General features: G+C 72.6%; 17 protein-coding genes. 5 read left to right on the top strand and 12 right to left on the bottom strand.

Translation table 11 applies throughout. The annotated features are described in order from the left end of the window. Window positions 1-346: 346 nt before the first annotated feature. Together ACP4J0_RS13370 and ACP4J0_RS13365 are read right to left on the bottom strand one after the other, a co-directional pair. The gene (locus ACP4J0_RS13370; protein ID WP_426598870.1) at window positions 347-1960 is read right to left on the bottom strand and encodes an MFS transporter; all 1614 of its coding nucleotides are present in this window, start codon (window positions 1958-1960) and stop codon (window positions 347-349) included. A 133-nt stretch (window positions 1961-2093) separates the two neighbouring features. After that, a complete protein-coding gene (locus ACP4J0_RS13365; protein WP_426598869.1) occupies window positions 2094-3101 on the bottom strand; it encodes an NAD(P)/FAD-dependent oxidoreductase in 1008 nt (335 codons plus the stop codon). A gap of 93 nt (window positions 3102-3194) precedes the next feature. On the opposite strand from ACP4J0_RS13365, the gene ACP4J0_RS13360 reads away from it, so the two are divergent. Together ACP4J0_RS13360 and ACP4J0_RS13355 are read left to right on the top strand one after the other, a co-directional pair. Next, on the top strand, window positions 3195-3809 hold the full coding sequence (locus ACP4J0_RS13360; RefSeq protein WP_426598868.1) for a helix-turn-helix domain-containing protein: 615 nt from the start codon (window positions 3195-3197) through the stop codon (window positions 3807-3809). 130 nt (window positions 3810-3939) lie between these two features. Next, window positions 3940-4845: a class I SAM-dependent methyltransferase gene (locus ACP4J0_RS13355; protein ID WP_426598867.1), complete on the top strand. Its 906-nt coding sequence runs from the start codon at window positions 3940-3942 to the stop codon at window positions 4843-4845. A gap of 124 nt (window positions 4846-4969) precedes the next feature. On the opposite strand, the gene ACP4J0_RS13350 is transcribed toward ACP4J0_RS13355, so the two are convergent. The 10 genes from ACP4J0_RS13350 to ACP4J0_RS13305 all read right to left on the bottom strand — a co-directional run bounded on the left by ACP4J0_RS13350 (window position 4970) and on the right by ACP4J0_RS13305 (window position 16297). Further along, window positions 4970-5740, bottom strand: a complete 771-nt coding sequence (locus ACP4J0_RS13350; RefSeq protein ID WP_426598866.1) for a transposase — start codon at window positions 5738-5740, stop codon at window positions 4970-4972. Between the two features lie 137 nt (window positions 5741-5877). Beyond that, entirely contained in the window at window positions 5878-6441 is a 564-nt protein-coding gene (locus ACP4J0_RS13345; protein ID WP_426598865.1) for a dihydrofolate reductase family protein, read from the bottom strand. Between the two features lie 305 nt (window positions 6442-6746). Beyond that, a complete protein-coding gene (locus ACP4J0_RS13340) occupies window positions 6747-8525 on the bottom strand; it encodes an ABC transporter ATP-binding protein (RefSeq protein ID WP_426598864.1) in 1779 nt (592 codons plus the stop codon). After that, window positions 8522-10276 (bottom strand): ABC transporter ATP-binding protein/permease, encoded by a 1755-nt coding sequence (locus tag ACP4J0_RS13335; protein ID WP_426598863.1) that lies wholly within the window; start codon window positions 10274-10276, stop codon window positions 8522-8524. Before ACP4J0_RS13335 ends, ACP4J0_RS13340 begins: the two co-directional genes overlap by 4 nt. Before the next feature lie 255 nt (window positions 10277-10531). Continuing rightward, window positions 10532-11353, bottom strand: a complete 822-nt coding sequence (locus tag ACP4J0_RS13330) for an ABC transporter ATP-binding protein (RefSeq protein WP_426598862.1) — start codon at window positions 11351-11353, stop codon at window positions 10532-10534. A gap of 19 nt (window positions 11354-11372) precedes the next feature. Next, a complete protein-coding gene (locus tag ACP4J0_RS13325) occupies window positions 11373-12380 on the bottom strand; it encodes a FecCD family ABC transporter permease (protein WP_426598990.1) in 1008 nt (335 codons plus the stop codon). Window positions 12381-12436: 56 nt separating this feature from the next. Further along, window positions 12437-13444, bottom strand: coding sequence for a FecCD family ABC transporter permease (locus ACP4J0_RS13320; protein ID WP_426598989.1), 1008 nt, complete (start codon window positions 13442-13444; stop codon window positions 12437-12439). 155 nt (window positions 13445-13599) lie between these two features. After that, on the bottom strand, window positions 13600-14580 hold the full coding sequence (locus tag ACP4J0_RS13315) for an ABC transporter substrate-binding protein (RefSeq protein ID WP_426598861.1): 981 nt from the start codon (window positions 14578-14580) through the stop codon (window positions 13600-13602). A gap of 552 nt (window positions 14581-15132) precedes the next feature. Further along, window positions 15133-15876, bottom strand: coding sequence for a YqjF family protein (locus ACP4J0_RS13310; RefSeq protein ID WP_426598860.1), 744 nt, complete (start codon window positions 15874-15876; stop codon window positions 15133-15135). Between the two features lie 145 nt (window positions 15877-16021). Continuing rightward, window positions 16022-16297, bottom strand: a complete 276-nt coding sequence (locus ACP4J0_RS13305) for a winged helix-turn-helix transcriptional regulator (RefSeq protein WP_426598859.1) — start codon at window positions 16295-16297, stop codon at window positions 16022-16024. Window positions 16298-16483: 186 nt separating this feature from the next. Between ACP4J0_RS13305 and ACP4J0_RS13300 the strand changes: the two genes are divergently transcribed. The 3 genes from ACP4J0_RS13300 (at window position 16484) to ACP4J0_RS13290 (ending at window position 23723) form a co-directional block, all read left to right on the top strand. Further along, window positions 16484-17338, top strand: a complete 855-nt coding sequence (locus ACP4J0_RS13300; RefSeq protein WP_426598858.1) for an MBL fold metallo-hydrolase — start codon at window positions 16484-16486, stop codon at window positions 17336-17338. Between the two features lie 203 nt (window positions 17339-17541). Beyond that, window positions 17542-18396 (top strand): DUF4132 domain-containing protein, encoded by an 855-nt coding sequence (locus ACP4J0_RS13295; RefSeq protein WP_426598857.1) that lies wholly within the window; start codon window positions 17542-17544, stop codon window positions 18394-18396. 23 nt (window positions 18397-18419) lie between these two features. Continuing rightward, the gene (locus tag ACP4J0_RS13290) at window positions 18420-23723 is read left to right on the top strand and encodes a hypothetical protein (protein WP_426598988.1); all 5304 of its coding nucleotides are present in this window, start codon (window positions 18420-18422) and stop codon (window positions 23721-23723) included. Window positions 23724-23782: the final 59 nt, after the last annotated feature.

Here is a 23782-nt window from a genome sequence, read left to right as displayed (position 1 = left end):
TTCCCCGCCGGCGTCTACGTGGACAGCAGCACGCTCGGGTACCGGTGCGAGTCAGCAGCCTGGTGGTTGCATCTCGCGCCAGTTCACGCCTCGCCGGCGAGCCCGTCCCAGTCCACCGTGTCCCCTCCGGAGACAGGTGGCGGGAGTAGCTGACGCAGGCGGGCGACAGCAGGCTGAGGCATAGCGGAGTTCCTGCCTAAGGATTGTCCCGTATTTGATCTTCGGGCTGGTGAGGTGCGGCCGGCCGGGGTGCGGCAGTCGGGTACACCCCGTGGTCGAGGTGTACCCGACTGCGGGCTGCCGTGCGGGCGGCGTCGTGCTCCGCCCGCACGGGGTTTGTGCGAGGTCAGCGAGCGGCGGCGTTGTCCGTGACCCCGGCCTCGGGGGCTGCCTCGGCGTCGGGTTGGCGAGGGGCGGTGTTCTTCGGGCCGCGCAGGGCGACGTAGACGAGCAGGGCGGCCATGACGGCGGCGCCGACCCACATGGACTGCTGCCAGCCGTCGACGAAGGATTGCTGCGCGGCGTGGATCAGATCCTGGGCGTGGCGTCCTGTGGTGGGCGCGACCTCGATGGCGTTGGCGATGCCCTCGCGTGCGGTGTCCGCGGCCCCGTCGGGGATGCCGTCGAGCTTGCCGTCGATGGCGCTGCTGTAGCCGCTGGCCAGGAGCGCGCCGAGCGTCGCGATGCCGAGGGCGGTGCCGAACTCGCGGGTGACGTCATTGAGCGCGGAGGCGACGCCCTGCTTGGTTCGGGGCAGGGAGCCGGTGATGGCCTCGGTGGAGGGCGTCATCGACAGCCCCATGCCGATACCCATGACGATCATGCCGGTCAGGATGGACAGGTAGCCGCCGTCCACGGACACGAACATCGCCATCAGCGCCAGGCCGAGCGCGGACAGGGCGACGCCCACCGCCATGGTGGAGCGGGCACCGATCCTGGCGGCCACCTTCGGGGCCAGGCCCGAGCCCATCATCATCATGACGGCCATCGGCATCAGCGCCACGGTCGACAGCAGCCCCGACATGCCCAGCGCAGCCTGGAAGAACGGGAAGAGGACCACGGCGATACCGGCCTGGACACCGAAGACGACCAGCAGGGTGATCGAGCCGCTGGCCAGGCCGCGTTCACGGAACAGCCGTACGTCCAACAGCGAGGCATCGCGGCGGCGCAGCTCCCAGGCCACGAAGGTAACGGCGGCGGCGACGCCGACGGCCAGGCTGACCAGCGTGATGGGGGCGGCCCAGCCGCGCTCGGGGCCTTCCTGCAGGACGAAGATGAGACCAGTCACGGCGATGATGGAGAGCAGCGCGCCGATGGTGTCGAAGGAATGGGCGGAGCGTTCGCGGGAGTTGGGCACCGACTTCAGTGTCATCGCCAGCGCCACGGCCCCCAGGACTACGGGCAGTACGAACAGCCAGCGCCAGTCGGCGACGTCGACCAGCAAGGCGGACAAGAACATACCGACGATGCCGCCGCCTCCGGCGACACCGGTCCACACACCGATCGCCTTGCCGCGTTCCTCCTCGGGGAAGGTGGAGGTGATCACGGCCAGGGTGATCGGCATGATCATCGCGGCGCTGACGCCCGCGGCCACCCGGGCCGCGATCATTACCCCGGCCGTCGGGGCGAGTCCCGCGAGGACGCTGGCGGCGCCGAAGATGACCAACCCCGCAATCAACATGGGCTTGCGACCCAGGCGATCACCGATGGCGCCGAGCGGCAGCAGCAGCGCGGCCAGGGCGAGGGTGTAGCTGTTGATCATCCACAGGACGGCGGTCTGCGAGGCGCCGAACTCGACGGCCAGGTGGGTCTGGGCCACGCTCAGCCCCGACACCGAGGCGATCACGGCCATCAACGCGATCGAGACGGTGATCAGGATCGCGCGCAGCTGACGCGCATCCGGCACACCCTCTGCGTCGGCCGCCATATCCGGCGAGTGGGGAGGCTGATGGGTACTCATGGTTCCTTCCAAAAGGACATGCTGAATCAGCGCCGGGGCAGGGCCGGGCGCCACATCGATCAGATGGGGGATTTGCTCACCGCGCGGACCGCCGCATGGCGGTCGCGCAGTTGTTCGGCAGCGGACGTACGGGTCAGCCGGTGGCCCTCTGCGCGGCGGCGAAGGCAGCGTCGGTGTCCGCAGTGGCCAGCATCGCGTTGATGTGGGAGCCGGCCAGGGCTCCGGCCGCCGCGGAGGCGCCGACCTGAGCGGCGAGGTCGGTGGCGTTGCCCGCCACCCACACACCCGGGATCTCGGTGGTGCCGGCCATGGCGGAAGCGAAGCGGCGGCCCATGTTGTCGGGCAGGTCCTCCATGGGCAGCTTCAGGCCCTCCAAGCCCTCGGTACGGGCCTGCATCTGCGTGGCCACAGCCAGAATCCGCCGCTCCACGAAGGTGTCGTCGGTCAGGCGGACGCCTGCGAGCGCACCGTCGTCGTCGTTGACGACTTCCCTCACGTCGGTCTCGATGATGCGGATGTTGCGTGCGGCGAAGCGGGCGCGGATGTCCGCGTCCAGTTCGGTGCCGCGGGTGAAGTAGATGAGGTCGTCCGTCAGCTGGCGGAACAGCCAGGCGTGGTGAACGGACAGAGGGCCGGTGGCGACGATGCCGATGGGCTCGTCGCGCACCTCCCAGCCGTGGCAGTAGGGGCAGTGCACCACGCTCTGGCCCCAGTGCTCGCGCAGGCCGGGTACCTCGGGCAGCACGTCGCGCAGGCCGGTGGCCACCAGCACCCGGCGCGCTGTCAGCGTGCGGCCGTCGGCCAGAGTGAGGGTGAACCGCAGGTCGCCGTCGGCCGAGGGGGCGGAAGGTTCGGCCGTGGCCACTTCCCCGAAGACGATCCGGCCGCCGTACTGGCGTACCTGGTCACGACCGCGCCTGAGGATCTCGGGCGGCGGGGTACCGTCGAGGACGATGAAGCCGTGCATGGCTGCCGCGGGGGCGTTGCGCGGGGTACCGCTGTCGATCACGACGACCGAACGGCGCGAGCGGGCCAGCATCAGCGCGCCGTTCAGGCCCGCGGCACCGCCGCCGATCACCACCACATCCACGGTTTCGGTGGGCAGTGCGTCGCTCTCGTATCGGGAAGTCTGCGCAGACATGTCGCGCCCTTTCGTCGTACCTGGCCCCTCGGTGCCGGACCAGCTGTGTTCGACGTTAAGCCCACATTGCATGAAGGGCATACCATGTTGCCTATGACGCAAGAAGATGGGCAGCTCGACAGCCTCGTACGCAAACGGATCCGCGCACTGCGCGTCGCACAGGGATGGTCTCTGGAGGAACTGGCCACTCGGGCCAACCTCAGCCAGTCCTCGCTGAGCCGCATCGAGAACGGTCAGCGCCGCCTCGCCCTGGACCAGCTCGTCACCCTCGCCCGCGCCCTGGACACCACCTTGGACCAGCTCGTGGAGAACGCCGCCGACGACGTCGTCATCAGCCCGATGATCGACGGCGCCCACGGCATGATGCGCTGGCCCGTAAAGGGCGACCCCGGCATGACCGTGATGCGCCAGAGGATGACCGACCCACCGCCCGACAACCCGGCCCGCATGCGCGCCCACCCCGGCCGCGAATGGCTCGTCGTACTGTCCGGCACCGCGAGCCTCATGCTCGGCCATCGGCGCTTTCGCATCGAGACCAACCAGGCCGCCGAGTTCCCCACCATGATGCCGCACGCCATCGGCGCCGAGGGCGGACCGTGCGAGATCATGGGCATCTTCGACCGCGACGCCCGCCGCGGCCACCAGAAAGACGCCGACACCGACGACTCCGAAGCCGACCGCACAGGCACTCAGGGCCCCTGCGCATAGCGGGCCGCGGCCGGAGGGAGGTCCCGGCAAAGCGACGCGATCTTGCGTGCCGAGCAGCGCACCGAACCACATCCTTGCTTTATACGCAACGATGTGTGCGGCAGGCGCATGGTCGGCTTACGGTGGAGTCATGACCCACACTCATCAGCACACCCCCCACCACGGTCACGGCGGTCACCACCCCGGCCCCGGCCACGGCCACGGCCACGGCGGACACCATGCACACAGCGACGGCGGTCAGGCGGAGATCCTCGACCTGGATGCCGAGGTACTCGCCGAACACATTGCGTCAATCACAGCCTGGCTGCCGCTGAAGGACGAGCCCCGCCACATCGTGGACCTGGGCTGCGGCACCGGCGCGGGCACCTTCGCCCTCCTCGAACGCTTCCCCGATGCGCACATCACCGCCGTCGACACCTCCGCCGAGCACCTGAAGCTCCTGCGCGAGAAGGCATGCGCCCGCGGCATCCAGGAGCGCGTACGGACCGTGCAGGCCGACCTCGACCACCGCGAGTGGCCCGACCTCGGTCAGCCGGACCTGGCGTGGGCCTCGGCCTCGATGCACCACATGGCGAACCCCGAACGCGCCCTGCGTAACGTCCGCGAACTGATCGCCTCCGGCGGCCTGTTCGCCGTCGTCGAGCTCGCGGGCGTCCCCCGCTTCCTGCCTGCCCACGCCCCGGAAAACCGGCCCGGCCTCGAAGAGCGCGCTCATGCTGCGACCAACAGCTTCCACGCCGAGCGCGTTCCGCACCGCGGCGCCGACTGGGGCCCGATGCTGACCGCCGCCGGCTTCACCGTCGAGGACGATCGCACCCTCACTGTCAGCGTCGCAGGGGCGCGCAACGAAGCCGTCGGCCGCTACGCCTACGGCATTTTGCAGCGAATCCGCAGCGTCGCCGCCCCCGCTCTCAGCCCCGAGGACCTCACCGCACTCGACGAGCTCTTGGACACCAGCAGCCCGAACAGCCTGCTGCTCCGCGAGGACCTCGTCGTACGCACCGAGCGCACGGTGTGGGCCGCCCGCCGCGCCTGACTCCCAGCGGCCTCGCGGCAGGATCCGTGCCACCCAGACCAAGGTGGACGAGGGGAACGGGGTCGGCCTGGTCCAGCTCTTACCCGCCGAATCCTGAACGGACAGTGCTTCGGGCCGGGTGCGGTCAGTCGCGGCACGCGAGGTTGTGCAGATGGGCGATGCCGAGCATCGCGTGGTGCACGCCATCGCCTTTGAGGCGGCAGTCGCGCAGGATCTTCCAGGTCTTCATCCGGGCGAAGGCATGCTCGACCCGAGCACGGACCTTGCGGTGAGAGACGTTGTGCTCTACCTTCCAGGCGGGCAGATCGCTCTGTCCAGGGGTGCGGCGGTGTGGGATGACGAGCCCGGTACCTCGGTAACCTCCGTCGGCGATCACTGCGGTGTTCCCGACGGCGGCCTTCGCCCCGGATAGCTCCCATGCCTTGCAGTCGTTGCGGTTGCCCAGCAACGGTCGGCCGACCGCGACCACCAGTTGGGTGTCCGCGTCGATGACAACCTGGTGATTCGTCGAGCACCGGTAGTTCTTGGACCGCTCCGCCACCGCGTGGTCGCGGGTGGGAACCAGAGTGCCGTCCACGATGAGCACGGCGTCCTTGTGAAACCGCTTACGGGGCCGGAACGCGAGAAGAGGCCCGACATGCCTGACAATGCGGCCGGCTGCGGACTTCGAGACGCCGAAGAGCAGAGCGAGCTGCCGCAGGGTCAGGTTGGTACGCCAGTACGCAGCGACCAGAAGCACTCGGTCCTCCAGCGGAATCCCCCACGGCCGGCCCCGTCGAGCGACGTCGGCGTCTTTCCGCCACAGGGCACGCACCACCCGGTTGAACTGGCGCGGAGCCACACCAGCGAACGGGGCTATCCAGGAGGGCTCAGACGCTGTGATCACGCGTGACACGGTCGAGATCATAGCTGGGCAAGATCACTTACGGGACAGCCCTTAGCCTCGTGGGTGACCGGCCCCGGCGCCCGCCATGAGAGGTCGAGCATGGTCGCGTTCGACGCACCGCTCGACACCGGACGTTGATGATCAGGTCAGCGCGCCACCCGGTGGCGGAGGTAGACGATGCCCGAGTTGAAGGTGCGGGTCTCGACGAGATCGAGATCCACCCGACGCTCGTGCTGGGGGAAGAACGGAATGCCACCGCCGACCAGCACCGGGTAGACCATGGCCCGGTACTCGTCGATCAGACCCGATGCGGCCGCCTCGGCGGCGAGGGTCGCGCCACCGATCGCGATGTCCCCCTCCCCCGGCTCGGCTCGCAACCGCTCGATCTCCTCCGCCAGACCGCCGGAAGCCAGGCGGGCATTGCCCTGCACCGCCGACAGCGTGGTGGAGAACACCACCTTCGGGAGCGGATTCCAGAGTGCGGCCCACTCGAGCATCGAGTCGTCGAGCGACGGATCCTGATCGGCGGTCTCCCAGTACAGCATCGTCTCGTACAGCCGTCGTCCCAACAGGTGGACGCCGACCTCGCGGATCTCGTCGATCCAGAAACGAAAGACGTCCTCGTCCGGCACCGTCCAGTCGAAGTCGCCGTCCGGCCCGACGATGAAGCCGTCAAGTGAGACGCCCATCGAATAGGTCACGCTGCGCATCAGAAGTCCTCCTCGGTGACGGGTCGACACTACGCCCGCGGAACATCGCGAAACCCGTCGCGGCTCGCGGCATTTCCTGTGTCGAGCCACCTCGCTGGCGGGCGGTGCGTCCACGGTGTCCTCCCCGGCCTCGGGCGTCGTCGCGTCACCGGGACGGCCTCGACCTCGTCGAGACCGCCTCGGGACGTCACCGTCGAGGAAATCACCGCACGCACGGCCGCTCCCCCGCGCCTGCCCGCGACACCGCGGAGGCGGTTGCCCGTCGGCCCGGCGCTGTCGGTGGCGCCCCTCACCGGACGGCGAGCTCAGGACGGCGTGACGGCCAGCACGCGGTTGAGGGCGCCGCCCGGGCGGGTGGTCAGGTCGTCCCAGGTGCCCTCCTCCACGACGCGGCCGGATTCCAGGACGGCGATACGGTCCGCGCGGCGGATGGTGGCGGGACGGTGGGCGATGACGACGGTCGTCCGATCACCTCCGGCGAGCGCGGCGGCGAGCCGGGCGTCGCCGGCGTTGTCCAGGTGGGCCGTGGTCTCGTCCAGCACGAGGACCCTCGGCCGGGCCAGCAGGGCGCGGGCGAGAGCGACACGGGCCCGCTGGCCGCCGGAGAGCGTGGAGCCGCGCTCCCCGACGAGTGAGTCCAGGGCGGCGATCCCGTCCACGCCGCACACCCGGGCGGTTTCGGCGAGGACCTCGTCGTCCGCGTCCGGTGCGGCAAGGCGCAGGTTCTCCGCGAGGGTGCCGTGGAAGAGGGGCGTCTCCTGCCCCACGACGGCGACGGCACGGCGCAGTTCGGCGTCCGCCACGTCGCGGAGGTCGACGGGGTCGCCGTCACGGGGCACCAGCTGGACGGCTCCTGCGGACGGGTCCCAGAAGCGGGCCAGCAGGTGGGCGCAGGTCGACTTGCCGGCCCCCGAGACACCGACCAGGGCAAGCGTCTGCCCGGCGGGAACCGTCAGGTCGACTCCGTCGAGTACGGGTCCGCCCCCGTAGTCGAAGCACACCCCGTGCAGTCGGACACCCAGCGGGCCCGGGGGAAGCCGACGGACGGCGGCGGGTGGCGGGGCCGACGCGGGGGCCTTCACGGCCGCGTCGACGCGGGCGGCCGCGGCGCGCAGCCCCACGGCCTGGCTCAGCGACCGGGCCGACTCGGCGACCGGCCCCAGCACCGACAGGGCCAGCACCATGGCGGCCGGGGCCCATGCGCCGTGCGGCCGACCCGAGTTCACGGACTGCGCGGCCGCGAGCACCACGCCGAGGACCGCGAGCACGATGAGCAGATCACGGACGGCTGCGGCCATGGCCTCCCAGGAGGCCTCGGCCCGCTGTGCCGCACCTACCCGCCGGCCCTGCTCGGCGAGGCGGCGGCGCCGCTCGGCGAGCCCTCCGAAGACGAGCAGTTCACGCAGTCCGTCGACGGTCTCCACGGTGTCGGCCGAGAGCTTCGCGATCTCGGTCCTGGTGCGGGCCCCGCGCGTGGCGCGTCCACGCGCGTCGGTGAAGGGGGCCACGGTCAGGAGCGCGGCGCAGGGCAGCACCGCCGCCAGCAGCCACGGTTCCACCGCCGCCAGCGTGACGGCCCCGCCGGTGAACACCACGCCGGATGCCAGGAGTTGGGCCGTGGTGTGCGCGTAGAAGAACTCCAGCGCCTCGACGTCGGCCAGCGCGGTGGTGGCCAGGTCCCCGCTGCGGCGTCCGGCCACCCGGGCGGGGGCGCTGCGGGCGAGCCCGTCGAAGACCCGCACGCGCAGTTCGGCCAGCACCCGGTAGGCCAGGTCGTGCGAGAGATCCATCTCGCGCCAGGTCATCAGGGCGCGTACGAGGACGGGCGCGATCAGCGCCGTGACCGTACCGGGTGAGGGGGCCTGCTCTTCGATGACGGCGGTTCCGACGCTGTGTGCGGCCAGTGTCAGCAGCGCGACCAGTGAGCCCTGTTCGGCGAGTGCGGCGACGCAGGTGCGGGCCGCCATGACACGGTGCCCGGTGAGGGCGGGCAGCAGAGCGCGCAGTGAGCCCCGCGGGGGCACGGACGCGTCGGTGGTGCCGCCCGGTGTCACCACGGTGGTGGTGCCGATGGTGCTGCTCATGCGGCGAGCCCCTCTTCCTCGGTGTGACCGGCCTTGACGAGCTCCGCGTAGACGCCTCCGGCAGCCACGAGGGCGGCGTGCTCCCCGACTGCGTCCACGCGACCGCCGTCGAGGACGACGATGCGGTCGGCGTGCCGGACGGCGGCGATCCGGTGGGCGACCAGCAGGACGGTCCGGTCTCCGGCGGCGTCGAGCAGTTCCCGGACGATGTGGGCCTCCCGGCGTTCGTCGACCGCGCTCGTGGCCTCGTCGAGGACGAGTACCCGGGCGTCGGCGAGCAGGGCCCGGGCGAGGGCGAGGCGCTGGCGTTGTCCGCCGGACAGGGTGGCGCCCCGCTCGCCGAGCAGGGTGGCGTAGCCGTCGGGGAGGGCGGTGATCTCGTCGTGGACGCCGGCCGCCCGTGCCGCGTGGGCCAGTTCCTCGTCCGTGGCGTCCGGCCGTGCCAGGCGCAGGTTGTCGGCGATGGAGGCGTGGAAGAGGTAGGTCTCCTGCGAGACGACGGCTATGCCCTGCCGCAGCGAGTCGAGTCCGTACCCGGCCACGTCTCGGCCGTCGACGGTGATCCGGCCCCGCTGCGGGTCGCGGTGGCGCAGAAGCAGGGTGAGCAGCGTGGATTTGCCGGCGCCGGAAGGCCCGACGACGGCGGTGGTGCGCCCCGCCTCGGCGGTGAAGGTGACGTCGCGGAGGACCGGCCCGTCGGCTCCGTCGTATGCGAACTCCACGTGTTCGAAGCGTATGCACGGCGGATCCGGCCAGTGCGCTCGCTCCGGCGCCGGGTCGCGGACCTGGGGATCGGATACCTCGGGGTCGGCGGTGCGCAGTGCGGCGAGTCCGTCCGCCGCCGACGCCCCCAGGTATCCGGCGTGCCATTCGCGGGACAGGTCGCGTACGGGCCTGAAGCACTCGGAGGCCAGGAGCAGCACCAGGTAGGTGCCGGTGGGCGTGGCGGAACCGGTGACGGCCGACCAGCAGGCGAGCAGTGCGGCGGCCACGGTGCCGCCCTGGATGGCCAGGTCCGTGAGACCGGTGTCGACCAGTGACACGCGGAGCTTGGCGACGGTCGCCCGGTGCAGCGCCGCGGAGCGTACCTCCAGTCGCTCGCGGGTGCGTCCGACGGCGCCCGCGGCCCGCAGTGCGGGCATGCCCTGCAGTGCTTCGAGGTAGTCGGCGCCCAGGCCTTCGTAGGTGTCCCAGTGTTCCTTGCCGCGCTCGGCCAGGAGCCGGTCCCAGGCGCGTGGACCGAGCAGGCCGAGCAGCAGGGCGGGGACGAGACCGAGCAGGGCGACCGGTTCGACGGCGGCCAGGACGGCGAGGAGCAGCGGCGGCACGGCGACGGTGACGAGGAGCTGCGGCAGGTACCGGGAGACGTAGGCGTCGACGCCCTCGACCCCGTCGACGAGGGTGGCGCGTACGGCTCCGGCACGCGCGGCGGTCAGGTACGCCGGTCCGAGCCGTCCGAGGTGGGCGAGGAGTTCGTCCCGCAGCCGCACCCTGACCCGCGCCCCGGCACGGGTGGCGGTGCGCCGTTGCCAGTGACCGAGCCCCGCACGGGCGGCTACGACGCCGAGTACGCCCCCGAGGAGCGGCGGGAGCCGGTCCGTGTCGCCCCGGGCCACGCCGGCGAGGGCGATCGCGAGCAGCACGGCCTGCGCGAGGTGGGCGAGGGTGACGGCTCCCTGCAGGAGGGTCGCCGCGAGCAGGGGGCGCTGTGCGTGCCGTGCGGCACGCCGCAGCTCTGGGTGGACGATCACGGGGTTCCCCCTCCTGAGTGGGTGGTGCCGAGGGCCACGCCGTGGACGATCCGGGCCCTGCCGGGTGCGGCGCCTGGTGCGGCACCGAGGCCGGCTGCGCCGTGCGGTGACGGTGAGTTCGACGGACGTGGGCCGAGGTGACGTCTCCGGGAGCGGCCGCGAGGGGCTCCAGCCAGACCGCCGGCCCTCGCGGTGACAGCGCAGCCAGGCGGTACCGCTCCCGGGCAGCAGGTCGACAGCGCCCCAGAGCGCAATCTAGTGAACATCATTTTCATATTCCACGCCCGGGAGAGGGTGATCCGGGTAACACACCGGCCAGCCGCCCTCGGGGTCCCGGCCGACCCTGCCCGCGACGTTGAGCACATCGGCGAGCAGCCCGGGGGTGACCACCTCCTTCGGCGTCCCGTCCGCCACCACGCGGCCGTCCCGCAGGGCGACGATCCGCTCGGCGAACCGCGCCGCGTGGGCCAGGTCGTGCAGCACCATCACGACGGTGAGGCCGCGCTCCTCGCGCAGGCGCACCACGGTCTGCAGCACGTCGAGTTGGTGATGCAGGTCCAGGTAGGTGGTCGGCTCGTCGAGCAGCAGGACGCGAGTGTCCTGGGCGAGCGCCATCGCGAGCCGGACCCGCTGCCGTTCACCGCCCGACAGCGCGTCCACGTCCCGGTCGGCCCACTCCTCAACCCCGACGTCGCGCAACGCCCGCCGTACGACGGGGTCGTCGCCCTCGCGCAGCATGCCGAGCGGGCCGCGCGCCGCGTACCGCCCCTGCCGGACGAGGTGCCGGACCGTCATGCCGGGGACGGCCGGGGCCGACTGGTGCAGCAGCGCGACCCGTCGCGCCGTGGCGCGCCGGGAGAGGCCGGCGACGTCGTCGCCGCCGAGCAGGACCCGCCCCTGACCCGGCCGCAGCAGGCCGGCGGCCAGCCTCAGCAAGGTCGACTTGCCGCAGCCGTTGAGGCCGATGAGGGCGGTCAGCTCGCCGGGTTCGACGGTCACGTCGACACCGCGCAGCACGGGACGGCCGGGGTAGCCGAAGTGGACTCCCTCGGCACGGATACCCACGGATTCGGTCATGTTCTGTCCTTCGTCGACATCAGAACGTTCGGCTCGGTGCCCGGCGTACGACGACCAGCAGCAGCACCGCTCCGATACACGTGGTGAGCGCCCCGACCGGCAGCGTGAGCCCTTCGGTGTCCAGCACGACGGCCAGCAGCCGCGACATCAGCTGGGCCGCCGCGTCCGCCCCGCTCACCACGGCGGCCCCCACGAGGGCGGCACCGGGCAGCGTCACCCGCAGGTCCGCACCGAACACCGCCAGGGCCAGGTGCGGAACGAGCAGCCCGACGAAGCCCAGCGCGCCCACCGCGGCCACCGCGCTCGCCGTCAGTGCCACGGCGCACACCAGGGCAAGGGTCCGGGCACGCACGGCGGACAGCCCGGCCGCACCGGCGATCTCGTCGCCGCAGCGCAGCAGGGTCAGCGGCCCGGCCAGCAGCCAGGCCAGTACGCCCCAGGCCAGCGCCCACGGCCACAGCAGGTGCCAGTGCTGCCACACCCGCCCCTCCGTCGTGCCGACGAGCCACTGCACGACACTGCCGAGCTGTCCCGGTGCGACCAGCAGCACCATGGCGGTGAGCCCGCCGAGCACCGCCGACACCAGCACCCCGTGCACGGCGGTCTGCGCGGGATCGCCCCCGCCACGGCCCGCGAGCAGCCACGTCAGCGCGGCTCCGGCGAACCCGCCCAGACACGCGGCGACGACGACGGCGAGGGGCGATTCCCAGCCCGCCAGTCCGAGGCCGGTCGCGGTGACGGCACCCAGTACCGCGCCCGGGGTCACACCGGTGACCTCGGGTCCGGCGAGCGGGTTGCGCAGGGCGGACTGGAGGATCAGGCCCGCCACGCCGAGGCAGGCCCCCGCGCCGAGGGACACCAGCAGGCGGGGCAGGCGGAGTTGCAGCAGAATGTGCCGCTCCGTCGTGTCGCCGCCCCCACCGAGGACCTCGCGGACCACGGCCGGGGACATGCCGCGGCCGGCCAGCAGTCCACCGCAGACACACACGACGAGGAGCAGGAGGAGCACTCCGAAACGCCGGCTCACCACGCTCCCTCCTGCGAAACGCCGGTTCACCCTGCTCCCTCCTCCGGACCCCCGGCTCACCGGGCGCCCTCCTGCGACGCGGCCGGCGCGACCCGCCGGTCCGGGCGGGCGGCCTCGGAGCCCGCCGCCGGGCCGGAGGCCTTCGGTCTCCGCCTTCCCGACCGGAGCAGAGCGACCCCGACGGGCACGCCGAACAGGGACGTCCAGGCGCCGACAGGGGTCTCCACCGGTGCCAGTGCCAGCCGGGCCGGTACGTCGGCGACGGCCACCACCACGGCACCCCACGCGGCCGACCAGGGCAGCCAGCGCACGGCGTCCGCCGTCGGATCGAGCCGTCGGGCCAGATGCGGGGCGAGGAGACCGACCCATGCCACCGGACCGCACACGGCCGTCACGGGCGCGATCAGCAGGACCGCGATCGCCAGCGCGGCGAACCGGGCCCGGTGCACGCGGACACCCAGCGCCTCGGCGTCCTCGTCCCCCAGCCGCAGTACCGAGAGCACCGGCGCGCACAGCACGAGTGCGGGCACCGCGACGAGCAGCCACGGCCACAGCCCGGCGACGTCGTCCCAGGTACGGGCGGAGAGCGAGCCGAGCAGGTAGCGGTAGATCAGCTGGAGGTCCATCTGATCGGCCATGATCATGAGCACGAGCAGCGCGGCCTGCAGGGCGGCGGCGACCGCGGCCCCGGTGAGCAGTACCGCGGACGGGCTGCGCCCCAGTCCGGCGGCCAGCAGTGTGAGCGCGCCGCCGAGCGCGGCCCCGCCGACGGCCAGGAGGGGCTGCGCGACGGCGGGGACGGACACCGCCAGCACCAGGGGAGCCGCGACCCCGAGCGCGGCCCCGGAGGACACGCCCAGCATCTCGGGGACGGCGAGCGGGTTGCGCAGCGCCTCCTGCAGCACGAGGCCCGCCGCGCCCAGGCAGGCACCGGCGAGCAGCGCCAGCACCAGCCGGGGGACGCGCAGTTCGGTGACGACGATCCCGGCGAGCGTGCCGTCCGCGTCCCGCAATGCTCCGGGAAGGCGGTGCAGTGGCACGTAGGGCGTGCCCAGGCTCAGCATGCACACGGACGCCGCGACCAGCAGCGCGCTCACCACGAGAAGCTGCCACCGCCTGCTCGCCCTGCCCGCGCGCGGGTCGCGCGGGGACCGTACGGACCGCCGCCCGCCCGACGTCACGTCCTCGGCCGCGGCCGCGGCCCGGGCGGTCGGCTCTCTCATCGCAGCGCGGCCGTGGCCTCGTCGAGGACGATGCCGAGCGAGCGGGTGCCCCGTCCCTTGGCCCACACCTCGGAGTTCACCTCGTGGACGTCCCCGTTGCGCACGGCCGGGATTTTGCCCCACAGGGGGTTCTTCGCGAGCTTCTCCGACAGCTTGCCGTCCGGCTCGCCGAAGCTGATCGTCTCGACGAACAGCACGTCGACGTCGCGCGCGAGGATCTCTTCGAGGCTGTAACTTCCCTCCACACCACGAGAGGTCCAGGGATAGTCGGCCAGCTTGGGAAACAGACCGGCGGTCACGTCCGTGCCCGGGGTGGCGACGCCGAAGTTCTCGTCACTGCCGAAGATGACGAGCGCGGTCTTGTCGCTCTTGGCCCGCTCGGCGCCGGCAAGCTTGGCACGGAAGGCCCTCTCGGCCTTCTCGCCCTCGGCGGTGCGGCCGGTGAGCGCGGCGACGTCGCGCAGATAGCCGACACTGTCCTGCCACTTCTCGGGCTGCATGGCCCAGAACGTGGTGGCGCCCTTCAGGGCGGGGGCCAGCTTGCCGTGGGTGTCCTCGAGGCCGATCACGAGATCGGGCTTGTGGGAGAGGATCGCCTCCACCTCGGGGGCGATGAACCCTCCGGGAATAACGTCGATCTCGGCCGCCCGCTCCTTCCCCAGGAAGTCGGGGTGGGCCAGGAGAGCGTTGTTCGTGGCCGTGGGGACGATGCCCAGCTCGGTCAGGATGTCGTCGCAGAGCCCGAACAGGCAGACGATCCTCTCGGGTTCCCGCTCCAGGGAGATCTTGACGCCGTTCGCGTCGGTCAACTGCCGTGTCGCCTTGATGGGTTCCACCGTGACGTCGGTCCTGGCGTCGGCCTTCGCGGCCTTGCCACCACCCGTGGGTTCGGCGGATGTGCCGCATCCGACCAGGACGGAACCCACTAGCGCCGCGGTGATCCAGCGTCGGACGAATCTCGACGGTGAGGCCGGCATCGGTGCCCTCGCTTCTTCTCATGGTCCTGAACACGAGGCAAGGTACACGATGATAATCGTTTTCATCAGAGGCTGGTCGGGAGACCATCGGGGAAGACGGGTCCGCGATGAGCTCCGGCCAACTGCTGTTCGTCTCCGACCCCATGGGCGGATCCGTCCGCGTGCCGACCGTTCCGGACGGTGTGGAGGCGCACCGTCCCACCGGCCGCCATCCGTCCCAGCACGCGGGTTTTCCGGCGCTGCCGGGTGGGCGGTGCGGTGACCGGTCGCTCGGGTCGCCCGGCCGTCGGCCTGCCCGACGACGGTCACGGTCCGGCCGGCCTGGCGACTCGACGCGATGGTCGCGTTCGAACCTTGGTCGGTGGCCGCGAGCTCGAGCCGCATGGCGCGGAGGGCGAGGGTGAGGGTGAGGGTGGGGAAGCCGACGGTGGTGAGGATGCCGGCGGCCACGCGCCACGTACGGCCAACAGCCACACGCCACGCACGGCCTACGGCGACGCACCGCGTACAGCCAACAGCCACGCACGGCCTACGGCGACGCACCGCGTACGGTCAACGGCGTCCGGCGCGGACCGGGCGGCCGAGGCGGACCGCGACGCCCGGTGAGTACAGGACGCTGGCCGGGGCGTGGGCGGGGGCCGGGATCCCGGCGCTCGCGATCAGGTCCTCGTCGCAGGCGAGGAGCTCGGCGCGGTACAGGGGCCAGCGGGGATGCTGGTTGGGCAGATACGCCGCACCGCCGAAGAACGCGTTGTGCATGCCCCAGCGGGCGGTGAGGAAGTGTTCCAGCCCGGTGGGCTCGTCGATGCGTTCGCCGGGCCGTACGGTGATGCGGCTGTAGGCGCCGCGCGGGCCGGGCCAGCGGCGGGAACTGGTGTAGGTCACGGTGTCGCCGACGGTGCGGACGGACATGCGGGACCACAGGTAGGGCAGCCGGAAGCCGACGCGGCCCATCACCACGGGCAGGAGCCGTGAGGCGTCCATCGACCGGAAGACCACACCGCGCCGCCCGTGCGCGTCCACCGAGTACAGCCGCACGTTGGTCTCCGGGAACGAGCCGAAGTACGGCACCCCGGGCAGCCCCAGCCAGCCGACCCGGTGCATCCGGAAGGCGACGAGACCGACGTACGTGAGCCCGTCGTGCGTGTCGGGAACGGTGCCGCGCGGCATGAGCCCCGCCACGGTGGCGGGCTCGACGGCCCAGTGGACGAACGCGAGGTCGAGCCAATCCTGGGTGAGGAGCGGCGCCCGTATCGTCGCGGGGGCGTCGGGCGTGACGGCGCTGGGCTTCTGCACGGCGCAAGAATGGCAGACGGCGGGCGGGCACCGGGCCGGGGCGCTCCGTGGGGCCGCCGCTCGGGGCAGGCCTGGCCGGGACGAGCGGGGGTAGAGCGGCGGACTGGCGAGATCCAGGCCGTGTTCGACGGGACGGGTCTGCCGATCAGCCTAGGGTGTCCCGTCGCGCCGTGCCCCACTCCCACATGCTGCGCACCACTGGTTCCAGCGCCCGGCCCCGGCTGGTCAGAATGTAGCGGACGCGGGGAGGCCAGCCCGGGGTGCGGTGACGCTCGATGACGCCCGCACCGGTCAACTGGGCCAGCCGGTCCGAGAGGACCTTGTCCGAGAGAGCGGGCAGGGCGGCGGACAGTTCGGAGTATGTGGCCTGACCGCGGCGCAGGAACTCGCGGACCACCAGCGGCGTCCACCGACCACCCAACGCGGCGAGGGTGATGTCAACAGGGCATCGCGGTTCGTGGCCAGGCGGAACCAGGGCGCTGTCAGGACAGTCCGCCAGCGGGCCGTCCTGATCACCTGCCGGTGCGTGTCCAACGGTTTGGTGAGTCACGAAGCCCCCTCCTAATGTCCGTCGAAAACCCCGCCAGCTTGCCTCCAGGGGGGCCTTGTGCGCATCCACCACCTCAACTGCGGTTCTCTCCGCAAGATTCCACCACTCGGCGAAGAGCTTCCGGCCGGCGCCGTGAACCGCGAACGGGCCGTTGCCTGCCATTGCCTGCTCATCGAGACGGACTCGGACGGGCTGATCCTGGTCGACACCGGCCTCGGCACCGCCGACCTGCAGCACCCTGACCGGTCGCTGGGTGCGGACTGGGTCGCCTACGCCCAGCCCGAGCTGAATCCCGAGGAGAGCGCCCTGCGCCAAGTCGTCCGCCTCGGGTACGCGTCCCAGGACGTGCGGCACATCGTGCTCACCCACCTGCATCGCGACCATACGGGAGGACTGCCGGACTTCCCGCACGCGCAGGTGCATGTCCACCCCGACGAATACCGGGCCGTCACCGACCCCACGGCAGCGCACCACCGGCACACCCTCGACCGCTTCGTGCCGGCGCACCGGGCGCACAATCCGCTGCTCACCCCCGCGACCATGGCCGACCGCACAACGTGGTTCGGCTTCCCCGACGTGATGCGACCGCAGGGGCTGGTATGCGAGTTGCTGCTGGTGCCACTGCCTGGCCACTCGGCGGGACACTCGGGTGTCGCCGTGCGCGACGGCCACGGACGGTGGCTGCTGCACGCGGGCGACGCGTACATGTATCACGGCGAGCTCGAGCACACGCCGCCCCTCTCTCATCCCGTCCTCGACCCGGTCCAGCAGGGAGCACAGACCGACGCCACAGCTCGCGATGCGACCCGCGACCGACTGCGCTCCCTCCGACGCGACCACGCGGACGAGATCACGGTCTTCAGCGCACACGACCCATGGGAGCTGGCCTACTTCACCGCCTCCGGAAGTTAGCCGCCGTCGCGTCATCGCGTTCGTCTTCGAGTCGACCGTGCTGACGGACGGTCTACTCCCTGCTGATGCCGGTCCGCCTGGACGACTGACGGCACGGCGCCCGTACCCCGGCCGTTCCCCGGCCGTCCCCAGCACCCGCCGCGTTGTCAGTGGGCTGGCCTAGAGTTTTCAGCACTTGATCACTGCGGTGCGGGGAGGCACTCATGGGGTGGGTGGCGGCCGGGGACTACGAGGTGGCCCTGGACGACGGGAAGGTGGTGTGCCGCAACGCCGCCGGACGACGGCTCAAGTCGGTGCCGGCCAAACTGGCGGACGATCCCGCCGTGGTGGGGCTGCGCCAGCTCACCGAGTGGCTGGAGCGGCACGAACGCCAGTGCCTGACCGACGTGGAGCGGTGGATGGTGCGGTCACTGCCCGTCCCCCTCGCCGTGCTCACCCGGGTGTGGCCCGACCCGGCCTGGCGGTCCGCCCTGCGCGACCTCGTCGTCACCGGCGCCGACGGCGAGGTCGCGGGGTTCCTGCGGGACGCCGACCCCGACCGCGGCCTCGGTCTCGTCGACCTCGACGGGGACACCGTGCGCATCTCCCCCGGCCTCGTACGTCTCCCGCACCCCGTGCTGCTCGAAGACCTGGGGGAACTACGGGAGTTCGCCGTCGAACTCGGCGTCGAGCAGCGCGCCCAGCAGCTCTTCCGCGAGGTCTGGCACCGCCCCGCCGCGCTCGACGCGGAGAGCACCTCGGTCGAGGAGTACGCGGGCGGTGCCTTCAAGGAACTGCGTTTCCTGCACGGGCGGGTCACCCAGCTCGGTTACCGCGTGCGCGGCGGATACGCCGTCTGCTCCGTACGGGAGGGGGGCCGGGGCGTCGAGGCCCGCGTCTGGGTCGGCGACTACGACGGCTACGAGGAGACGGAGACCGGTCCCCTGATGTGGACCGACAGCGCCGGCCGCGTGCTGAAGCTCGGCGGGATCGGGCCGGTGGCCTGGTCGGAGGGCATGCGCATGGCTGCCGCGCTGTACGCCGGACGTGACATCGAGGACGAGGAGCGGGCGGCGTGAGCACCGTGAACGGGACCACCACCATGACAGCCGACGGGACCGCCGCCACACCGGGCGGAGCCACCATCGCGCAGGACGGAGCCACCATCCCGCCGGGCGGAGCCGCCGCGCACGACGACGCCACGCCCGCAACTCGTCGGACCACCGCCTACGACGACGCCACCGCAGCCGCCCTCCTCGAGGCCGGCGCCCTCCTGCCGCCGGGCAGCACCGACCGGGAGGACGCCGACACCCTCACCGTCCGTACCTACACCCATGCCGCTCTGGGCGACCGCAGTGTCGTCCGGCTGGTGCCGGGCACCCTCGGCGAGGCCGAGGACCTCGCCCTGGACTTCCTCGGCCTCGTGCGCGACGCGGAGACTCCCGAGGTCGGGCAGGTCAGGCGGGAGACCCTCGGATTCCCCGCCTGGGCACTGGTCAACGACCCGGCGAACGGACATCACGCGCTGGCCCTGGTCAAGGACGTCGAGCGGATCGCGCGGCAGGCCAAGTCCCGCCCCGGCACCGCGAAGGAGGGCTTCGAGGCACTCGGTGAACGGCTCGGCCGGGCGGTGCCGCACTTCCTGCCCACCTTCTACGAGCAGGCCGCCCGCATCTTCCTCCAGTACGACAACACCACCTACGCCGCCGCCTTCTTCGGCAAGGCCCGCGACGCCGAGCGGGTGCACGCGCTCAAGGTCGACGAGGAGCGGCAGCGCGCCGTCTTCCTGGAGTTCGCCTTCGCCGGGGCACTGACGGTCAAGGCGCTCAAGCAGCACGTGAAGGACCTCTCCGGCCGGCTGGACGCCGCCGAGGCGTGGGACCAGTTCCGGCAGCTGGCGGTGGAGCGCTGCGCGGCCGGTGTGCCGCCGTACGCGTCGCTGCCGCAGGACGCCCGCGTCCTGATCAAGGCGGCCGGGCTGTCCCGCGTCCAGGCGGAGTGCGACCTGGTCGCCGATCTGGTCGCCTCGCCCGCCGCCGTCCGGGCACCCGCCTCCTTCTGGACCGCCTACCGGACCACCCTGCCCGTCCTCGCCGGCCGGCGACCGGCCGTACGCGCCCGGCTGCTGGAGATCATGCCTGCCGGGCTGGACCGCGACGTGGAGAGCGACGACTTCTGGCTGACGCTGCTGGCCGAGTGCGGCGCCGACCGGTTGCTGACCCGCGAGGCAGACGAAGCCGACGAAGCCGATGAAGGCGATGAAGGCGACGGTGCGGACCGTACGGGCGGGCCCGTCGTCGCGGCGGACGGTGTCGACGCGGCGGACTGGCTCAGCCGTTGGGCCGCCCACCGCAAGCACGGCGCGACGGTGTGCGACACCTCGCCGGCCACCCTCGACCTGGTGGCGCGGATGGCGTCCCGGCTGCGCGCCGACGGACGGCCCGTCGACCTGTTCACCGGCCGCCGGTACATGGGCGCCGACATCGGCCTGCTGGACCTCTGCGCGGCGGCGGACATCCCCCTCGCCCTGCCGGACCCCCGCACCGAGGTCCATCTCGGACTGGACCGCTGGGCGCGGGACACCCGGCCCGGGCGGCGTGATCTGGCCGCCGTCGCGGCTGATCCGCGGCTGCGTCCCCTGCTGCTGCGGGCCGTCGGTGCCGTGGCCGAGGACCGGCAGGCGGCTGACATACTCGAGCACCTCGCCGGCCATCGGGTACTGAGCGGCGTCCTGCACGAATGGCTGGACGGCGCGGTCGGGGAACTCACCGGCTCGGTGGGGCTGCCCGGGGCCCGCGAGGCACTGCACCGGCTGGGGCCCTTCCGGGCCGTGGCTCCCCGAGTCAACCCCGAAGCGGTCGCCCGCGCCGCCGCCTACGAAACGGCTCCGCTGCTCGGACGAACCCTGCGGGCCGGCATCCTCGACGAACTGGGCTGGCCCGCCCTGGACGACGCCCTGCGGCTGCTCGACGCCGAGACACGCAAGGACCGCGACAACACGCTGATCGTCAACGAGGCCTGGCCCTGCCTGATCCTGAGCCGCGGTCACAAGGCGGTCGTCGTCGGCCCGGACGGGGTCCTGCTCGAACACGACCTGCGGCTCCCGGCCGAGCTGGACCGCTGGCGGCGCCCGCAGTTCCGCTACACCGACGGGGAACTGCTCGTGGTGTGGTGGAAGGAGGGCAAGCAGTGCGGCTACTGGTCCACCCGGCCCTCCGAGGTGGTCACGCTCACCGGTGAGCAGATCACCCACTGGTGGCGCGGCGACAACGCCGGCGCGCCGTCCATTCCGCTGCCCGACGGCGGCCGGGCCACCGGCGGGCGCACCCTGCACGCCGGTGACACCGTATTGCCCGCGAGCCGTCCCGTCATCGGGGACGGCGGCCTGTACTGGCGGCAGGGCAGGCAGGGCCGGCAGCAGGTGTGGCTGGAGTACGACCCGGCGACCGGCACCCACGGGCGTGCGTCCCTGCCCGCCTTCCTGCGGACCGGCATCAGGGACGACGCGACGCTGCTGCAGGACCGGTGTGAGGTGCTCCCGCTGCAACCGGGGCTGGAGCAAAGCCCGTTCGGCACGGACGGCACCGTTCTCGGCCGCTGGGTGCGTGCCGAGGACGAGGCCGGTGAGACCCTGACGACCACCGGAACGCCCGACGGCCGCACCGTCACGCTGCGGGCCTCCGAGCACGGGGAACGGGTCGTTCCGCTCGGTGCGCTGCGGATGCCCGGGGGCGCCGCGCCCGTCGTGGCCCGGACGCGGCGCCGGATCGCCCTGTTCGCGCCGGACGACGGTACGGGCACAGGCGTGCTCGGCCGGGTGACACCGAACGAACGGGGCGGGGAGTTCGCCGCGGGCACCCCACTCGTGCCGCCGGTCGCCTTCTGGCACGCCCTGCGTCCCCGTGACGAGCGTGCGTCGGCCCTGCTGCGCGCGCTCACCGACGAGCGGGCGGCCGAGCTGGTGCGCGACGCGGCGCGGGCGCTGGCCGAGCGTCAGGCGCTGGTGAAGGCGGCCGAGGGCACCGGCGGGGCAGCCAGTGGTCCGGGAACGGGCGGTGGTCCGGGAACGGGCGGTGGTCCGACCGGCGGGCAGGGCGGAGCGAGCGGTGGGACCGGCGGTCCGGGCGGTGTGACCGCCGACGGCGGGACCGCTGTGCCGACCGCCGAGGAGGTCGTACGGCAGGCCGTGTCCCGGTCGCTTCCCGGCCTCACCGACGAGCGGCTCCTCACCGGCGTGGCGGCCCTGGTCCGCTCGACCCTCCAGATCACCGACTCGGTCACCAGGTTCGTCACGCCGCCCGTCGAGCAGCCGAAGGCGGACCGGAAGCGGGCCGAGGGCATGTTCGCGGACTACCGTCCCGAGCACGGTGACGACCACACGTTGCGCACGGCCACCGACGGTCTGGCCCGCATGTGGGGATCCTGGGCGGGCAACAGCCAGTGGACCGCGCTCCGGCAGATCCGCGCCGTGAACCACGTACTCTCCGGGAAGCCCGCTGACGGCAGGCAGTTGTCCGACAGCACCCGCCGCACCGCCCCCGGCGACGGATGGCGCAGCGACGAGCACGCCGTCCCCCGTATCGGCATGGTCTGGCCGGCCCTCCTGAAGGTGGTGCGGCCACTGGCCTACCGGGCCGCCGCACCGACCGTGGCGGAGGACGAGCGCGAGGCACTGCTCCTCCTGTTCGAAGCACTGGCCGAAGGGCCGCTGGCCGCTCCCGGGAGCGGCCTGCGGGAGATCGTGCTGAGCGAGCCGTACGAGAGGCACGACAAGCACGACAAGCAGGAGCGCGCGGGTCAGGTGCTGCGGCGGGACGGTCGTACCGTGGTCGTCCTCGGTTGCCAGAACGTCGACTACGGTCGCGGCCGCGTCAACTGGCTCGCTCTCGACCACGACCCGACGGGCACGTTCGGGGCCGTCGCCCACTTCACTCTGGAGAAGGAGACCCGCCACGCCTCGGCGTTCCCGGGCGACGGCCTCGCCACCGTCACCCGGCTGATCCGGGACAAGGGTGCCGCTCCCTGGCAGCCGGACGCACCCGCCGCGCTCGCCGCGGCGACGCACGCGGGCCTGGGCCCGCTCCAGGCCACGGTGCTCCTCGCCGGGCTGCCGGAGCAGCTCGGCGCCGACGCGCTCACCACGATCGGGCTCAAGCCGCGCCAGCTGAACTCGGGCAGGAGCATGCTGAACTCGCTCCTCGCCGTTGACCGGCAGGCACTCGTCGGCGCCCTGCTGCCCGACGACCCGGCGGAGTTGTGGACGGCCGGGCCCGACACGGGCGCCGCGGGCCGGATGTGGGCCGAGCGTCTCGGTTCCTTCGTCCGCGTGCCCGAGGACCTGGCGCCCGCTCTCGACGGCCTTCCGACCGCCTCCGCCGAGGACGTCCTCAATCCGGCCCGCACCGCCTGGCTCAGCCGCACCACGGTCCAACGGCCCGACAAGGACGGCCGGCTGGTCGCGGAGGACCCCGCCGCGGTGCCCGGACGCCACCACCTGACCAGTGCGGTCACCGCCCTCACCTCACTCGCCTACGCCCTGCCCTACGGGCACCCCCTGCGCGCGGCCCTGCCGGACGGCCTGGCCGCGCTGCGCCGCCGCGTCGCCGACCCGGGGCTGCTGCTCGAGCTGGACGTCTCGTGGACGGAGAAGGGCGGGAGCACGGCCACCGAGCTCCGCAAGCTGTACGGACTCCCCGACACCGGGGGCGCCGGCGCGGACGGCACCACGCGGGTCGGTGAGGCGCTCGTACTGCACCCCTGGCACAGCGACAGGGAGACCGTGCTGGTGCGCCCGGCCGGCCTCACCGGCCCGGACGACGCCGTGTTCGGGCTCCTCGAAGGGCTGGTGGGTGCCTCGCGCGGCTCCGGGCTCCGGTCCCTGCGGGCCGTTCTCGGCGACGAGCTGGCCCGGACCCTCGCCGCCGGGCTCGATCCCGAAGGGCCCACCGGAGCGGCCCAGGACCCCACGGTCGGCGTACCGGCGCTCGTCACCGAGGTCGCCGCGGCCCACGGGCTGGGCGAGGACGCGGCGGCGCTCTATCTGCAGCTGCTCGCCCTGCCCGACCCGACGGACCGCAACTGCGCCCGCTGGACCGGCTGGAAACCCGGCCGTCTGAAGAAGGCCCGGGCCGAACTCGCCGCGACGGAGCTGGTCGTGGAGGCCAAGCGGCCCCGGGCCGGCCGCTCCCTCTTCCTGCCCTGCGGCTGGCGCGACCTCAAGGCGCCCGCGTTGCCGGTGGAGACGTGGAAGGAGAGCCTCTATCCCGTCCACGCGGGACTCCGCGCCGTGCCGCTCCTCCCGGTGCCCGAGCTGTTCGCCGTCGCCTGGGCCCGGGTGCGCGCCGGCGAAGCACCCGGCTACGAGGAGCTCACCACCCGCGCCACGAGGAAGGGCCGCCGCCGATGACCGCGCAGGCGAGTCCACCCGCACGCCCTCCCATGACCCCTGCCCGAGCCCACCGGAAG

The organism is Streptomyces sp. WG7 (genome assembly GCF_049975785.1).
Taxonomy (GTDB): domain Bacteria; phylum Actinomycetota; class Actinomycetes; order Streptomycetales; family Streptomycetaceae; genus Streptomyces.
This window is presented reverse-complemented; position numbering and strand designations above follow the sequence as displayed.

Coding starts and splice junctions, on each gene's coding strand:
- ACP4J0_RS13370 (WP_426598870.1), bottom strand. CDS start 1,960: ATGAGTACCCATCAGCCTCCCCACTCGCCGGATATGGCGGCCGACGCA.
- ACP4J0_RS13365 (WP_426598869.1), bottom strand. CDS start 3,101: ATGTCTGCGCAGACTTCCCGATACGAGAGCGACGCACTGCCCACCGAA.
- ACP4J0_RS13360 (WP_426598868.1), top strand. CDS start 3,195: ATGACGCAAGAAGATGGGCAGCTCGACAGCCTCGTACGCAAACGGATC.
- ACP4J0_RS13355 (WP_426598867.1), top strand. CDS start 3,940: ATGACCCACACTCATCAGCACACCCCCCACCACGGTCACGGCGGTCAC.
- ACP4J0_RS13345 (WP_426598865.1), bottom strand. CDS start 6,441: ATGCGCAGCGTGACCTATTCGATGGGCGTCTCACTTGACGGCTTCATC.
- ACP4J0_RS13340 (WP_426598864.1), bottom strand. CDS start 8,525: ATGAGCAGCACCATCGGCACCACCACCGTGGTGACACCGGGCGGCACC.
- ACP4J0_RS13330 (WP_426598862.1), bottom strand. CDS start 11,353: ATGACCGAATCCGTGGGTATCCGTGCCGAGGGAGTCCACTTCGGCTAC.
- ACP4J0_RS13320 (WP_426598989.1), bottom strand. CDS start 13,444: ATGCTGAGCCTGGGCACGCCCTACGTGCCACTGCACCGCCTTCCCGGA.
- ACP4J0_RS13315 (WP_426598861.1), bottom strand. CDS start 14,580: ATGCCGGCCTCACCGTCGAGATTCGTCCGACGCTGGATCACCGCGGCG.
- ACP4J0_RS13295 (WP_426598857.1), top strand. CDS start 17,542: ATGGGGTGGGTGGCGGCCGGGGACTACGAGGTGGCCCTGGACGACGGG.
- ACP4J0_RS13290 (WP_426598988.1), top strand. CDS start 18,420: ATGACAGCCGACGGGACCGCCGCCACACCGGGCGGAGCCACCATCGCG.